Annotated in this window: 10 protein-coding genes; 3 read left to right on the top strand and 7 right to left on the bottom strand. The window is 70.4% G+C overall.

The window, feature by feature from the left end; translation table 11 throughout:
• Positions 1 to 163 precede the first annotated feature (163 nt).
• Both ACQUQD_RS27175 and ACQUQD_RS27170 read left to right on the top strand, forming a co-directional pair.
• Positions 164 to 4,327: a HAMP domain-containing protein gene (locus ACQUQD_RS27175; RefSeq protein WP_428954750.1), complete on the top strand. Its 4,164-nt coding sequence runs from the start codon at positions 164 to 166 to the stop codon at positions 4,325 to 4,327.
• A 12-nt stretch (positions 4,328 to 4,339) separates the two neighbouring features.
• Positions 4,340 to 4,918 carry a response regulator gene (locus tag ACQUQD_RS27170; protein WP_428954749.1) on the top strand — a complete coding sequence of 193 codons (579 nt, stop codon included), beginning with the start codon at positions 4,340 to 4,342 and terminating at the stop codon, positions 4,916 to 4,918.
• A 22-nt stretch (positions 4,919 to 4,940) separates the two neighbouring features.
• On the opposite strand, the gene ACQUQD_RS27165 is transcribed toward ACQUQD_RS27170, so the two are convergent.
• A complete protein-coding gene (locus tag ACQUQD_RS27165) occupies positions 4,941 to 6,830 on the bottom strand; it encodes an AMP-dependent synthetase/ligase (RefSeq protein ID WP_428954748.1) in 1,890 nt (629 codons plus the stop codon).
• Between the two features lie 218 nt (positions 6,831 to 7,048).
• Entirely contained in the window at positions 7,049 to 8,920 is a 1,872-nt protein-coding gene (gene lepA, locus ACQUQD_RS27160) for a translation elongation factor 4 (RefSeq protein WP_428954747.1), read from the bottom strand.
• A 236-nt stretch (positions 8,921 to 9,156) separates the two neighbouring features.
• On the opposite strand from lepA, the gene rpsT reads away from it, so the two are divergent.
• Entirely contained in the window at positions 9,157 to 9,423 is a 267-nt protein-coding gene (gene rpsT / locus ACQUQD_RS27155) for a 30S ribosomal protein S20 (RefSeq protein ID WP_404210778.1), read from the top strand.
• A 298-nt stretch (positions 9,424 to 9,721) separates the two neighbouring features.
• On the opposite strand, the gene holA is transcribed toward rpsT, so the two are convergent.
• The 5 genes from holA to ACQUQD_RS27130 form a co-directional block, all read right to left on the bottom strand.
• Entirely contained in the window at positions 9,722 to 10,711 is a 990-nt protein-coding gene (gene holA, locus ACQUQD_RS27150) for a DNA polymerase III subunit delta (protein ID WP_428954746.1), read from the bottom strand.
• A 57-nt stretch (positions 10,712 to 10,768) separates the two neighbouring features.
• A complete protein-coding gene (locus tag ACQUQD_RS27145) occupies positions 10,769 to 11,014 on the bottom strand; it encodes a hypothetical protein (protein ID WP_428954745.1) in 246 nt (81 codons plus the stop codon).
• Between the two features lie 141 nt (positions 11,015 to 11,155).
• Positions 11,156 to 12,037, bottom strand: coding sequence for a YceI family protein (locus tag ACQUQD_RS27140; protein WP_428954744.1), 882 nt, complete (start codon positions 12,035 to 12,037; stop codon positions 11,156 to 11,158).
• A gap of 308 nt (positions 12,038 to 12,345) precedes the next feature.
• On the bottom strand, positions 12,346 to 14,745 hold the full coding sequence (locus ACQUQD_RS27135; protein ID WP_428957667.1) for a ComEC/Rec2 family competence protein: 2,400 nt from the start codon (positions 14,743 to 14,745) through the stop codon (positions 12,346 to 12,348).
• The gene (locus tag ACQUQD_RS27130) at positions 14,630 to 14,956 is read right to left on the bottom strand and encodes a hypothetical protein (RefSeq protein ID WP_428957790.1); all 327 of its coding nucleotides are present in this window, start codon (positions 14,954 to 14,956) and stop codon (positions 14,630 to 14,632) included. Before ACQUQD_RS27130 ends, ACQUQD_RS27135 begins: the two co-directional genes overlap by 116 nt.
• Between the last annotated feature and the right edge of the window lie 52 nt (positions 14,957 to 15,008).

The following is a 15,008-nucleotide window of genomic DNA, read 5'->3' as shown; positions in this document are numbered from 1 at the left end:
GGGGAGTCCGCTTCGCTCCCGTCGCTGAAGGTGGTTTCCCGCTGAATCGGAATGGGCCCCACGTTCGGCTCCTGAGCAGTTCGGGCAAAGACGCCTCAGGCGACATGAACAGAGTGACAGACTGACCACGCCCATAAGCACCGAGTTACCGAAGTGGGCTGCCATGAGCGAGAACAGTGCTATGCGTGTGCAGGGAAGCGGTTTCGAGGGCGAGGTGATCCGCCCGGCCGACCTCCGCCCCCTGATGGCCGCCATCGCGGCCGCCCGCGACGGGAACTTCACCCGCCTCCCCGACGGCGGGGACGGCATGATCGGCGAGCTGGCCGCGGTCTACAACCAGCTCATAGACCGCAGCGTCCACTACAACGCCGAACTCACCCGGGTGCGCCGGGAGATAGTCCGGCACGGCCGGCTCGACGAGCGGCTGGAGGCGAGCCCGGGGCAGGGCGCGTGGGCCACCCGCGTCCACGACGTCAACACCATCATCGGGGCCCTGGTCGCTCCGGCGGCCAATGCCACACGGGTGCTCGACGCGGTGGCGGGCGGCGACCTGACGCAGCGTGTCGATCTCCATGACGGAAACCGCCAACTCCGCGGCGATTTACGGCGGTTGGGGCGCGCGGTCAACAAGATGGTGGACCAGCTGTCCCTCTTCACGGGCGAAGTGACCCGGGTGGCCCGCGAGGTCGGCACCGAGGGCCGGCTCGGCGGCCGCGCCAAGGCCCAGGGCCTGTCCGGGAGCTGGCGGGACGTGACCGAGGCGGTCAACACCATGGCGTCCCGGCTGACGGCTCAGGTGCGGGACATCGCGCTCGTGACGACGGCGGTGGCGCGGGGCGACCTGACACGTACGGTCACCATCGAGGCGACCGGTGAGCTGCTCGAACTGAAGCTGACCGTGAACACGATGGTCGACCAGCTCTCCGCGTTCGCCGACGAGGTCACGCGTGTGGCCCGCGAGGTCGGCACCGAGGGCCAGTTGGGCGGCCGCGCCCAGGTCCGCGGCGTCTCCGGCGTCTGGAAGGACCTCACCGACAACGTCAACTTCATGGCGTCGAACCTGACCTCCCAGGTCCGCAACATCGCCCAGGTCACCACCGCCGTCGCGAACGGCGACCTGAGCCAGAAGATCACGGTCGACGCGCAGGGCGAGATCCTCGAACTCAAGTCGACGATCAACACGATGGTCGACCAGCTCTCCGCGTTCGCCGACGAGGTCACGCGCGTGGCCCGCGAGGTCGGCACCGAGGGCCAACTCGGCGGCCGCGCCCAGGTCCGCGGCGTCTCCGGCGTCTGGAAGGACCTCACCGACAACGTCAACTTCATGGCCGACAACCTGACGTCGCAGGTCCGCAACATCGCGCTCGTCTCCACGGCCGTGGCGCAGGGCGACCTCGGCAAGAAGATCACGGTCGAGGCGAAGGGCGAGATCCTCGAACTCAAGTCGACGATCAACACGATGGTCGACCAGCTCTCCGCGTTCGCCGACGAGGTCACGCGTGTGGCCCGCGAGGTGGGCACGGAAGGCAACCTGGGCGGTCAGGCCCAGGTGCGGGGCGTGTCGGGCGTCTGGAAGGACCTGACCGACAACGTCAACTTCATGGCGTCGAACCTGACCTCCCAGGTCCGCAACATCGCCCAGGTCACCACCGCCGTGGCCCAGGGCGACCTGTCGAAGAAGATCTCGGTCGACGCGCGCGGCGAGATCCTGGAGCTGAAGGACACCGTCAACACGATGGTGGAGCAGCTGCGCGGCTTCGCCGACGAGGTGACCCGCGTGGCCCGCGAGGTCGGCACCGACGGCCGCCTCGGCGGGCGTGCAACCGTGCACGGCGTGTCGGGCGTCTGGAAGGACCTGACCGACAACGTCAACTACATGGCGGACAACCTGACCTCCCAAGTACGCAACATCGCGCAGGTCGCCACCGCGGTGGCCCAGGGCGACCTCTCCAAGAAGATCGACGTCGACGCGCGCGGCGAGATCCTCGAACTGAAGACGACGATCAACACGATGGTGGACACGCTGTCCTCCTTCTCCTCCGAGGTCACGCGTGTGGCCCGCGAGGTCGGCTCCGAGGGCCGGCTCGGCGGCCAGGCGCGGGTCGAGGGCGTCTACGGCACCTGGAAGCGCCTGACGACGAACGTGAACGAACTGGCGCTGAATCTGACCACGCAGGTCCGTGCCATCGCGGAGGTCGCCTCCGCGGTGACCCAGGGCGACATGTCCCGCTCCATCACCGTGGAGACGCAGGGCGAGGTCGCCGAGCTGAAGGACAACATCAACCTGATGGTGGCCAACCTCCGCGAGACGACCCGAGCGAAGGACTGGCTGGAGTCGAACCTGGCGCGACTGGCGGCCCTGATGCAGGGCCACCGCGACCTGATGGAGGTCGCGGACCTGATCCTGCGCGAGCTGACCCCGCTGGTGAACGCGCAGTACGGCGCCTTCTTCCTCGCCGAGCCCGACGAGGGCGACACCCCGATCCGCACCGCCATCCCCACCAAGGGCCTCGCCTACATCGCGGGCTACGGCTCGGCCGCGGCCCTGGTCGTCGACACCGGCGGCATGCCGGTCCACGGCCTGGTGCGGCAGGCGGCCCTGGAGAAGAAGCGCATCCTGGTCGAGGACGCGCCGCCGGACTACATCAAGATCAACAGCGGCCTGGGCGAGGCCGCCCCGGCCTCGGTCGTCATCATCCCGATCCTCTTCGAGGACAAGCTGCTGGGTGTCATCGAGCTCGCCTCGTTCTCCCGCTTCTCCGACGTCCACCTGGCCTTCTTCGACCAGTTCGTGAACACGATCGGCGTCGCGATCAACACCATCATCGCCAACTCCCGTACGGAGTCCCTGCTGGGCGAGTCCCAGCGGCTGGCGACGCAGCTCCAGGAGCGGTCCGACGAACTCCAGCGCCAGCAGGCCGAGTTGCAGCGCTCGAACGCCGAGCTGGAGGAGAAGGCCGCCCTGCTCGCGACGAGCTCCCAGTACAAGTCGGAGTTCCTGGCGAACATGTCGCACGAGCTGCGCACCCCGCTCAACTCCCTGCTCATCCTGGCCCGGCTGCTCTCGGACAACCCGGACGGCCATCTCAACGACCAGGAGGTCCAGTTCGCCTCGACGATCCACCGCTCCGGCTCCGACCTGCTCCAGCTCATCAACGACATCCTCGACCTGTCGAAGATCGAGGCCGGGCGCATGGACGTACGCCCCAAGAAGCTTCCCCTCATCAAGCTTCTCGACTACGTCCACGCCACGTTCCGCCCGATCACCATCGACCGCGGGCTCGCCTTCGAGGTGTCGGTCGGCGAGGACGTGCCGCGCGAGGTGTTCTCCGACGAGCAGCGCCTCCAGCAGATCCTGCGCAACCTCCTGTCGAACGCGATCAAGTTCACCGCGAACGGCAAGGTGGAACTGCGGGTCAACCGGGTCAAGGACCCCGAGCACAAGTACGTGCGGGAGAGCGACGATCTGATCGCCTTCGCCGTCTCCGACACCGGCATCGGCATCGCCCGCGACAAGCTCCCGGTCATCTTCGAGGCGTTCCAGCAGGCCGACGGCACCACCAACCGCAAGTACGGCGGCACGGGCCTCGGTCTGTCCATCAGCCGGGAGATCGCCGGGCTGCTGGGCGGCCGCATCATCGCCGAGAGCGAGCCGGGCGAGGGCTCCACGTTCACCTTGTACGTCCCCGTGGTCTATCCCGGTCACGAGCCGGTGGCCGACACCTCGCACACCGCTCCGACGCCGCTCGTCCCCGCGCAACCGGACGACTCCACGAACGCGGACGCGTACACGATCCACGGGCAGGAGGACAACTGGCCGACGCCGACGAAGCTGGAGCAGTGGAAGGGCGGCATCGCGGGACAGGTGCTGCCGGGCCGTCGCGTCCTCATCGTCGACGACGACATCCGCAACGTCTTCGCGCTCACCCATGTCCTCGGCCGCGTGGGCATGCCCGTCCTGTACGCGGAGAACGGCAGGGAGGGCATCGAGACCCTGGAGCGCAACCCGGACATCGAACTCGTCCTGATGGACATCATGATGCCGGAGATGGACGGCTACGAGACGATCTCCGTCATCCGCGGGACGCCGCGGTGGGCCGGGCTGCCGATCGTGGCCCTCACCGCGAAGGCCATGCCCGGCGACCGGGAGAAGTCGATCGCCAAGGGTGCCAACGACTACGTACCGAAACCGGTGGACGTCGATCAGCTTCTGACCGTCGTGTGCGACCTCCTGGCCCCCGAGGTCGACGGCACCACGGACGAACCCATCGCATCAGGGGCGCCGGAGAGCAAGAACGAACCCGTCGCCCCGCCGACGATCGAGTGAGGCACCGTGATCATGACCACTGCAGAGATCACTCCGGACGAACGGGCGAGCATTCTCCTGGTCGATGACATGGAGGACAATCTGGTCGCGCTGGAGGCCGTCCTCGGGTCGCTCAACGAGCCTCTGGTCCGGGCCCGTTCGGGCGAGGAGGCGATGAAGGCGCTGCTCCGCCGCCGGTTCGCCGTCGTCCTGCTCGACATCCGGATGCCGGGCATGGACGGCTTCGAGACGGCGACGAACATCAAGCGTCTCGACCAGACGAAGGACGTCCCGATCATCTTCCTCACCGGCACGGACGCCGACGCCGGATACGCCTTCCGCGGCTACGCGACCGGCGCGGCCGACTACTTGACCAAGCCCTTCGACCCCTGGGTGCTGCGCGCGAAGGTCACGGTCTTCCTGGATCTGCACCGCAAGACCCAGCAGCTGGAACGTCTGCTGGCGCGTGAGCAGCGGCAGTTCGACGCACTGGCGTCCCGGATGACCTCGATCGAGCACCAGTTGGCGCAGAGCGCCGAACCCGACGTACGGGAACTGCGGCACCACCTCACGCGGATGGAGGAGACGCTGCGCACGATGAGGCGCCCCTGAACCGGGGCGCCCCGCCCTGCTGCTAGCCCTCGCGCGTCCCGGCGTACATCTCGTCGAGCAGCGCCTTGTACTCCCGCTCGACGACGGGCCGCTTCAGCTTCAGGCTCGGCGTCAGCTCGCCGTGCTCGATGTCGAGGTCCCGCGGCAGGAGCTTGAACTTCTTGATGGTCTGCCACTTCTGGAGACCCTGGTTCAGCTCCTGCACATAGCCGTCGACCAGCTGCACGGTCGCGGGCGCGGCCACGACATCGGCGTAGGACCTGCCCTCGAGGCCGTTCTCCTTGGCCCACTCCAGGATGGCCGGCTCGTCGAGCGCGATGAGCGCGGTGCAGAAGTTCCGGTCGGCGCCGTGCACCAGGATGTTGGACACGTACGGGCACACGGCCTTGAACTGGCCCTCGACCTCGGCAGGGGCGATGTACTTGCCGCCCGACGTCTTGATGAGGTCCTTCTTGCGGTCGGTGATCCGCAGGTAGCCGTCGACGGACAGCTCGCCGATGTCGCCGGTGTGGAACCAGCCGTCGGACTCCAGCACCTCGGCGGTCTTCTCGGGCAGCCCGTGGTAGCCCTCCATGATGCCGGGGCCGCGCAGCAGGATCTCGCCGTCGTCCGCGATCCGCACCTCGGTGCCGGGCAGCGGCTTGCCGACGGTTCCGGTGCGGTACGCCTCACCGGGGTTGACGAAGGACGCGGCGGACGACTCGGTCAGCCCGTAGCCCTCCAGGATGTGCACGCCCGCGCCGGCGAAGAAGTAGCCGATGTCCGGGGCGAGCGCCGCGGACCCGGAGACGCACGCCCGCAGCCGCCCGCCGAAGGCCTCGCGCAGCTTGCCGTAGACGAGACGGTCGGCGGCCTTGTGCTTCGAGGCGAGCTTGAACGGCACCGAGGCGACACCCGTGCGCCGGAAGTTGTCCTGGCTGACCTTGGCGTACTCGCGGGCGACCCCGGCCGCCCACTGGAAGATCTTGTACTTGGCGGCGCCGCCGGCCCGCGCCTTGGCCGCGACCCCGTTGTAGACCTTCTCGAAGATGCGCGGCACGGCCGCCATGTACGTCGGCTGCACGACCGGCAGATTCTCGATGATCTTGTCGACGCGTCCGTCGACGGCCGTCACGTGCCCGACCTCGATCTGGCCGCTGATGAGCACCTTGCCGAAGACGTGCGCGAGCGGCAGCCACAGGTACTGCACGTCGTCCGGGCCGAGGAGTCCGGTCGCGGCCATGGCCTTCGCCAGGTACGACCAGTTGTCGTGCGGCAGCCGGACGCCCTTGGGCCGCCCGGTCGTCCCGGACGTGTAGATGAGGGTGGCGAGCTGCTCCTTGCGGATCGCCCCGACGCGCTCCGTGACGACGTCCGGGTTCTTCTCCAGGTGGGCGGCGCCGCGCGCCTCCAGGTCCTCCAGGGTGAGCAGCCAGCCGTCGGGGTCGGCGGCGTCGGGCTCGACCCCGGTCGCGTCGATCACCACGACGTGGGCCAGCTCGGGCAGCTCGGCCCGCCGCTCGCGCGCCTTGGTGAGCTGCGCGGCGTCCTCCGCGATCAGCACCTTCGACCCGGAGTCGGCGAGGATGAACGCCGACTCCTCGGCGTTGGTCTGCGGGTAGACGGTGGTCGTCGCCGCGCCCGCGCACATGATGCCGAGGTCGGCGAGGATCCACTCGACCCGCGTCGAGGAGGCGAGCGCCACCCGCTCCTGCGGCTGCACCCCCAGCTCGACGAGCCCGGCGGCGACGGCATAGACCCGCTGCGCGGCCTGCGCCCAGCTCAGGGACTTCCAGTCGTCCGGTCCCGTACCGGCGGGGGCCGGTACCGGATAGCGGTAGGCCTCGATATCCGGTGTGGCCGCCACGCGCTCCAGGAAGAGAGACGCCACGGACGGCGGCCGGTTCTCGATAAGGGTCTGTGTGTCGCTCACGACGTCCTCCGGGCCCGCGACGGTGCGGCTTGTTTAACTGGCGAGTAACCATCGAGCAGTGATCAGGGTAAAGGGCACATGCCCAGCGCGTAAGAGGCTCCGGCACTCGACTTCCGCCCTGGCACCCCTACAGCCTCTGCCCACACAGGGCCCACACAAAAGCGGTGGGCCCGTCACGCCTGTGCGTGCCGGGCCCACCGCTCGATTCGGCCTGGGTCCTACTTCTTGCCCTTGGAACCGCCGCCGTCGTCGCTGGACAGAACCGCGATGAAGGCTTCCTGCGGCACCTCGACGGAGCCGACCATCTTCATCCGCTTCTTGCCCTCCTTCTGCTTCTCCAGCAGCTTCCGCTTACGGGAGATGTCACCGCCGTAGCACTTGGCGAGGACGTCCTTGCGGATGGCGCGGATGGTCTCGCGGGCGATGACCCGGGAGCCGATCGCGGCCTGGATCGGCACCTCGAAGGCCTGCCGCGGGATGAGCTCGCGCAGCTTGGCGACGAGCCGCACGCCGTACGCGTAGGCCGCGTCCTTGTGCGTGATCGCCGAGAAGGCGTCCACCTTGTCGCCGTGCAGCAGGATGTCGACCTTGACCAGGCTGGAGGTCTGCTCGCCCGTGGGCTCGTAGTCCAGCGAGGCGTAGCCGCGGGTCTTGGACTTCAGCTGGTCGAAGAAGTCGAAGACGATCTCGGCCAGGGGCAGCGTGTAGCGGATCTCGACGCGGTCCTCGGAGAGGTAGTCCATGCCGAGCAGCACGCCGCGCCGGGTCTGGCACAGCTCCATGATCGCGCCGATGAACTCGCTGGGCGCGAGGATCGTGGCGCGCACGACGGGCTCGTAGACCTCGCCGATCTTCCCTTCCGGGAACTCGCTCGGGTTGGTGACCGTGTGCTCGCTGCCGTCCTCCATGACGACGCGGTAGACCACGTTCGGAGCGGTGGCGATCAGGTCGAGCCCGAACTCGCGCTCGAGCCGCTCGCGGATCACGTCGAGGTGCAGCAGGCCCAGGAAGCCGACGCGGAAGCCGAAGCCGAGGGCGGCCGAGGTCTCCGGCTCGTACACCAGCGCGGCGTCGTTGAGCTGGAGCTTGTCGAGGGCGTCGCGCAGCTCCGGGTAGTCGGAGCCGTCGAGCGGATACAGACCGGAGAAGACCATCGGCTTCGGGTCCTTGTAGCCGCCGAGCGCCTCCGTGGCGCCCTTGTTCAGGCTGGTGATCGTGTCACCGACCTTGGACTGGCGGACGTCCTTCACGCCGGTGATCAGATAGCCCACCTCGCCGACGCCGAGGCCGTCGGCCGGCAGCATCTCGGGCGAGTTGGTGCCGATCTCCAGGAGCTCGTGGGTGGCGCCGGTGGACATCATCCGGATCCGCTCACGCTTGTTGAGCTGGCCGTCGACGACACGGACGTACGTGACGACGCCGCGGTACGAGTCGTAGACCGAGTCGAAGATCATCGCGCGGGCGGGGGCGTCGGCGACGCCGACCGGCGCGGGGATCTCGGCGACGACCTTGTCGAGCAGCGCGTCGACGCCCATGCCGGTCTTCGCGGAGACCTTGAGGACGTCGTCGGGGTCGCAGCCGATGAGGTTCGCCAGCTCCTCGGAGAACTTCTCGGGCTGGGCGGCCGGCAGGTCGATCTTGTTCAGTACCGGGATGATCTTGAGGTCGTTCTCCATCGCCAGGTACAGGTTGGCGAGGGTCTGGGCCTCGATGCCCTGGGCGGCGTCGACGAGCAGGACCGTGCCCTCGCAGGCGGCGAGAGAACGCGAGACCTCGTACGTGAAGTCCACGTGGCCCGGGGTGTCGATCATGTTGAGGATGTGGGTACTGCCCTGGTCGGGCCCCTCCGTGGGGGCCCAGGGCAGCCGCACCGCCTGGGACTTGATCGTGATGCCGCGCTCGCGCTCGATGTCCATCCGGTCGAGGTACTGAGCACGCATCTGCCGCTGCTCGACCACACCGGTCAGCTGGAGCATGCGGTCGGCGAGCGTGGACTTGCCGTGGTCGATGTGCGCGATGATGCAGAAATTGCGGATCAGAGCCGGGTCGGTACGGCTCGGCTCGGGCACATTCTTAGGGGTCGCGGGCACGCAGGGTCCTGTCTCTTGAGGCGCCGTATGCCTCAGGTCGGCCTCGGTTGGGATCGATACGTAGCTTCCATGGTCCCACGGCCGCGGTACTGGGACCGGTTTGGGCCGGTGGGAGTACGGCTGGTACCGTGGGCAGCTGTGTCTCATGCCCTCTCAGCACGAGGCACGCACTCAGTGAAAACCATCGGTACGGGACCGTCACCGGCCCCGTGCCTGAACCTGCAAAGGCTCATTTCGTGGCGAACATCAAGTCCCAGATCAAGCGGATCAAGACCAACGAGAAGGCTCGACTGCGCAACAAGTCGGTCAAGTCCTCCCTGAAGACCGCGGTCCGCAAGGCCCGTGAGGCCGCTGCCGCGGGTGACATCGAGAAGGCCACCGAGTACCAGCGCGCTGCCGCGCGTCAGCTCGACAAGGCTGTCTCGAAGGGTGTCATCCACAAGAACCAGGCCGCCAACAAGAAGTCGGCGCTTGCTTCCAAGGTCGCTGCCCTCAAGGGCTGAACCCTTCTTCCCGGACCTCGTCGTCCGGGATCTCTGATCTGACGCCGGAAGGACCCGGGCGGGCCCTCTCTCATCCGCCCCCGACCGGCACCCCGAGCCCGCACGCGACTGCGTTCGCCACGCGGGTGTGGGCTCACCACATGCGTGATCCGAAGCCCCGCTCTGTTCCTCAGGGCGGGGCTTCGGCATGTCACCGAAAATTCGGCATGTCACCGGAAAGGGGTGTCCGGGCCGAGCAGCCCGGCGGGCCGGACCCGCGTCCGGACCCGCGCCCTCGACGGGATCCGCCGGACGGGCCCTAGCCCCGGCCGCGCGATCGCGCGGCCCGCGCGATCGTCACCACGGCCTTCTCCAGCGCGTACTCCGGGTCGTCCCCGCCGCCCTTCACTCCGGCGTCGGCCTCGGCGACCGCCCGCAGCGCCACGGCGACCCCGTCGGGGGTCCAGCCCCGCATCTGCTGTCGCACCCGGTCGATCTTCCACGGCGGCATGCCCAGCTCCCGGGCGAGGTCCGCGGGCCGCCCCCCGCGCGCGGACGACAGCTTCCCGATGGCCCGCACGCCCTGCGCCAGGGCGCTGGTGATCAGCACCGGCGCGACGCCCGTCGAGAGGGACCACCGGAGGGCCTCGAGCGCCTCGGCGGCCCGCCCCTCCACGGCCCGGTCGGCCACCGTGAAGCTGGATGCCTCGGCCCGTCCCGTGTAGTACCGCCCGACGACGGCCTCGTCGATCGTGCCCTCGATGTCGGAGGCGAGCTGGGTCACGGCCGAGGCGAGCTCCCGCAGGTCACTGCCGATGGCGTCGACGAGGGCCTGGCACGCCTCGGGGGTCGCGGACCGCCCGAGCGTCCGGAACTCACCGCGGACGAACGACAGCCGGTCCGCGGGCTTGGTCATCTTCGGGCAGGCAACCTCCCGGGCCCCGGCCTTGCGCGCGGCGTCGAGCAGCCCCTTGCCCTTGGCGCCCCCGGCGTGCAGCAGCACCAGGGTGATCTCCTCGACGGGCGAGCCGAGATACGCCTTCACGTCCTTGACGGTGTCCGCCGACAGGTCCTGCGCATTGCGTACGACGACGACCTTGCGCTCGGCGAACAGCGACGGGCTCGTCAGCTCGGCGAGCGTGCCCGGCTGCAGCTGGTCGGGGCTGAGGTCGCGCACGTCGGTGTCCGCGTCGGCGGCGCGGGCGGCCGCCACCACCTGCTGCACCGCGCGGTCGAGCAGCAGGTCCTCCTGGCCCACCGCGAGGGTGAGCGGGGCGAGGGGATCGTCGTTTGCAGTCTTCCTGGCCATCGCGGTCAAGCATCCCACGGGGCACTGACAACCCGGCCGGGCCGACGTCCCGCCCGGCTACTGCTCCTCGCGCCAGCCGTCCCAGCCGGCCGCGAACTCGTCCAGCTCTTCGGGGTCGAGCCGGCTCTGCGGATCCTCGACGACCACCAGCCACTGCGCGTCCTCGGCGTCGTCCTCGCCGGCCAGCGCGTCCCGGACGAGCTGGGGTTCCTCGGTCACGCCGAAGCGCTCCCCGAGCGCCTCCGCGGCCTCCTCCGCGGCATCGCGGTCAGGCAGCACCAATACGTGTCTCACATCGCTCACGCCACCATCTTCCGGCACGCGCCGACCACGGCCCCACGCGGCTCGTGCCCGGGCCCGGTTCAGCCCCTGGCTGGTCCAGTCCCTGGGAACGGTTCGGCCCCTGGGCGGTTCGGCCCCTGGGCGGTTCAGCTCTTGCACGGTTCAGCTCTTGGGCACGATCTGCACGTCGAGGTCGATCCGGACGCTGGAGCCGACGACGGCGATGCCCTTCGCGAGCATGGTCTGCCAGCTGACGGTGAAGTCGTCGCGGTGCAGCTCGGCGGTGGCGCGGCAGGCCGCGCGGGTCTCGCCCTCCATGCCGTTGCCCAGGCCCAGGTACTCGGCGTCGAGGGTGATCGTGCGGGTCACGCCGTGCAGGGAGAGCGCACCGGTGATGCCCCAGCGGCTGCCGCCCTTGTGCGTGAAACGGTCGCCGTAGAACTCCAGGGTCGGGAACCGGTCGACGTCGAGGAAGTCGGCCGACCTGAGATGGTCGTCGCGCATCTTCACGTTCGTGTCGATGGACGAGGCGTCGATGACCACATGCATCGCGGACTGCTCGATGCGGTCGGCGACTCGCAGCGCGCCCGCGAAGGTGTTGAACCGGCCGTGGATCCGGGCGAGCCCGATGTGCCGGGCCGTGAACGCGATCGAGGAGTGCGTCGGCTCGATCTCCCAGTCGCCCGGCTCGGGCAGCTGCGGCGGCGCGGCGACCTGGAGCATGACGTCGCCGAGCGCGGCGTGGCCGTTCTCCGCGACCGTGGCGCTGCCGCGGAACGGGGCGTACCCCTCCGCCGAGACGGCCATCCGGTACTCACCGGCGGGCACGGTCGCCACGAACGAGCCGAACGGATCGGCGCCGCCGCTGACGATCTTGCGCCCCATGACGTCGCTCACCGCGAACTCGGCGTCCCGCACCGGCTCGTTCACGGGGTCCAGGACGCGGCAGCTGAGCACCCCCGCACGGGGCGGCACCGTCACCGCCACCAGAGGGCTTGTCCGTTGAGTCTGGTTCGTACGGTTACCCAGCCAGCGGCCGAACATGACCTCTCCACCCCAGTGCGCCTTGACGCGATCGTTGCTTCTTGAACGAAGAAGTATTCGACCACCGTTGTGGCTTTCGAGGCAACACGGGCCCACATCACGGGAATCGAGGGGAAGGGACACAGCTGCCCCCGAGTGCCCCTGATTCACCCCTCCGATGACCGTTTCGCCAGCTCAGCGGCATTTCTACTCACGGGTAGCAATGAGCCCGACACTCCTCCGCCGACACGACCGGGCCCCGCCTCGCCCATCCGTCCCGCCGGCCTTCTGGCACAGCAGCTTTCACGCACAGCCTTCACGCACAGCTTTCAGGGTCCGAGATGCGCCACCTCCAGCCCGCCCCCGCCGCCCCCGCCGCTCTCGTCGCGGCCCACGACCGCGATCGCCCCGTCCCGGTCCGTCCGCAGCACCGACGCGCCCCGGTCCCGCAACGCCGCCACCGTGCGGGGCGCCGGGTGCCCGTACGGGTTGTCGACCCCGCACGAGACCAGCGCGAGCCGGGGCGCGACCCGGCGCAGCAGCTCCGGATCCTGGTAGGCCGACCCGTGATGGGCGACCTTGAGCACGTCGACCGGGGGCAGCCGGGCCCCATCGGCGGTTCTCAGCAGGGCCCGCTGCGCGGCCGGTTCGAGATCGCCGAGCAGCAGCATGGTCAGCCCCGCGGTGCGCACGAGCAGCGTGACGCTCGCGTCGTTCGGACCGTCGGGGGTGAGGACCGGCCGCGCCGGCCACAGCACCTGCCAGTCGAGCGGCCCGGTCCTGCGCCGCTCCCCGGTCACCGCCCGCACCACCGGGACACCGCGCTCCGCGGCGAGCCGTCGCACGAACGCCGCCTGGCCCACCGGCTCCTGGAACCCCGTCGTCTCGATCACCCCGACGGAACGCCCGCGCAACACCCCCGCGAGGCCCGCCACATGGTCCGCGTGGAAGTGCGTGAGCAGGACCAGCGGCACCCTGGTGATGCCCAGCGAGCTCAGGCACCGGTCGACGAGCAGCGGATCGGGTCCGGCGTCCACCACCACGCCCGTCCCGGCCCCCGCCGCGAGCACCAGCGCGTCGCCCTGCCCCACGTCGCACATGACCAGCCGCCACCCCGGCGGCGGCCAGCCCGTGACGAACCGGCCGAGCGGCGGCGGCCGCACCACCACCAGGAGCAGCACCAGCACACATGCCGCGGCGGCCCAGGGGGACTTGAGCACCCTTCGCCCCACCACCACGGCCACCACCGTGCCCGCCGCCAGCAGGGCCCCGCCGCGCCAGCCGCCGGGCCAGTCCACTCCGCTGCCCGGCAGTGCGGCCCCGGTTCGTGCGATGTCCGCGATCCATCCCGCGGGCCAGCCCCCGCACCGGGCCAGGAACTCGGCCACCGGCATCGCCACCGGCGCCGTCACCAGAACGGCGAACCCGAGCACCGTCGCGGGCGCCACGGCGAACTCCGCGAGCAGATTGCACGGCACCGCCACCAGGCTCACCCGCGCCGCCAGGACGGCGACGACGGGCGCACACACGGCCTGTGCCGCCGCGGCGGCCGCCAGCGCCTCGGCGAGCCGCGCCGGAACCCCGCGCCGGCGCAGCGCCGCGCTCCACCGCGGGGCCAAGGTCAGGAGGGCCCCGGTGGCGAGCACCGACAGCAGGAATCCGTAACTCCGCGCCAGCCAAGGGTCGTAGAGGACGAGCAGCAGCACCGCCGTGGCCAGCGCCGGGAGCAGGGATCTGCGGCGCCCGGTGGCGATGGCGAGCAGTGTGATCAGGCCGCACGACGCCGCCCGCAGGACGCTCGGCTCGGGCCGGCACACCACGACGAACCCGAGCGTGACCGCCCCGCCCAGCAGTGCCGTCGCCCTGAGCGGCAGGCCGACGCGGGGTGCGAGCCCCCGTCGCTCCACCCGGTGCGCGGTGCCGGGCGGGCCGATCAACAGGGCCAGCAGGATGGTGAAGTTGGCCCCGCTGACCGCCATGAGATGGAGCAGGTCCGTCTCCTCGAACGCCGCGTGCAGTTCCGGTGTGACGCGTGCCGTGTCGCCCACGACGAGGCCCGGCAGCAGCGCCCGCGCGTCCCCCGGCAGACCGTCCGTCGCCTCGCGCAGTCCTGCCCGCAGTGAGCCGGCCAGGCGTTGCGGCCCGCTCGGCCCGTGCACCACGTTCGGCCGCTCGCCCTGCCCGACGCGCAGCACCGCCGCGATCCGGTCGCTGTCGGTCAGCGGCGGTGCGAGTCCGCCCCGGACCGACAGCCGGGTGGTCGGCAGCAAGGACAGCCAGCGGCCGCCGCGCGCCTCGGCGATGACCAGGACCGGCGTACGCGTCCGTGACACCGAGCCGTCGGGCGCCGTCACCCGCACCAGGTCCGCCTCGACGAGCACGGCGGTCGGTGCCGCGTGGTCCCCCGTGACCCGGGGCCTGGTGACCCGCGGATCGGAGGTGACCTCCAACTCGGCCTCCACCCGAGCGTGTTGAACAGCCAGTGCGGGCACGGGCCCTCTGCGCGAGTCGGCCCCATGGACCCCCGCCGTGCCCGCGGCCGCAGCCGCGCAGAGCAGGAGCACAGCGACGGACGGGCTCCGCCAGGAACGGGCGAGGTGAGGCGCGGGCGCCTCAGGGGGCGGGGCATCTGACGTCGGCGGTGGTTCTGGTGCCGGTGCCGGTGCCGGTGCCGGTGCCGGTGCCGGTGCTGGTGCTGGTGCCGGTGCTGGTGCTGGTGCCGGTGCCAGCGGGGTGCCGGGCGTCGGAGGGCGCGGCGCCTCGGTCGCCCCGCGCGCACACCGCCGTGCCCCGCCCGACTGCCGCCCCGGGCTTCCCGAACGCCCTGGACTCCCCGCACGCCCCGCCACCAGAAGCGCCGCCCCGGCCACCGCGCACACCGCCGCCACGACCGCGGCCCAGTGCCCCGGAGCCGTCAGCAGCACTGCCGCTGTCGCCCACGTGGCGAGCGCGGGCGGCACGAGTCTCAGGTCCGCCGGGCCCTCCCGCCGCG

Origin of the sequence: Streptomyces sp. cg35 (genome assembly GCF_050410835.1) — a bacterium.
Taxonomy (GTDB): Bacteria; Actinomycetota; Actinomycetes; order Streptomycetales; family Streptomycetaceae; genus Streptomyces.
The sequence above is the reverse complement of the archived record's forward strand: the minus strand, read 5'-3'. Positions and strand labels throughout refer to the sequence as shown.

Excerpts from the sequence above, each read along its gene's own strand:
- ACQUQD_RS27170 (WP_428954749.1), top strand. The coding sequence starts at position 4,340 with ATGACCACTGCAGAGATCACTCCGGACGAACGGGCGAGCATTCTCCTG.
- holA (WP_428954746.1), bottom strand. The coding sequence starts at position 10,711 with ATGGCCAGGAAGACTGCAAACGACGATCCCCTCGCCCCGCTCACCCTC.
- ACQUQD_RS27140 (WP_428954744.1), bottom strand. The coding sequence starts at position 12,037 with ATGTTCGGCCGCTGGCTGGGTAACCGTACGAACCAGACTCAACGGACA.
- ACQUQD_RS27175 (WP_428954750.1), top strand. The coding sequence starts at position 164 with ATGAGCGAGAACAGTGCTATGCGTGTGCAGGGAAGCGGTTTCGAGGGC.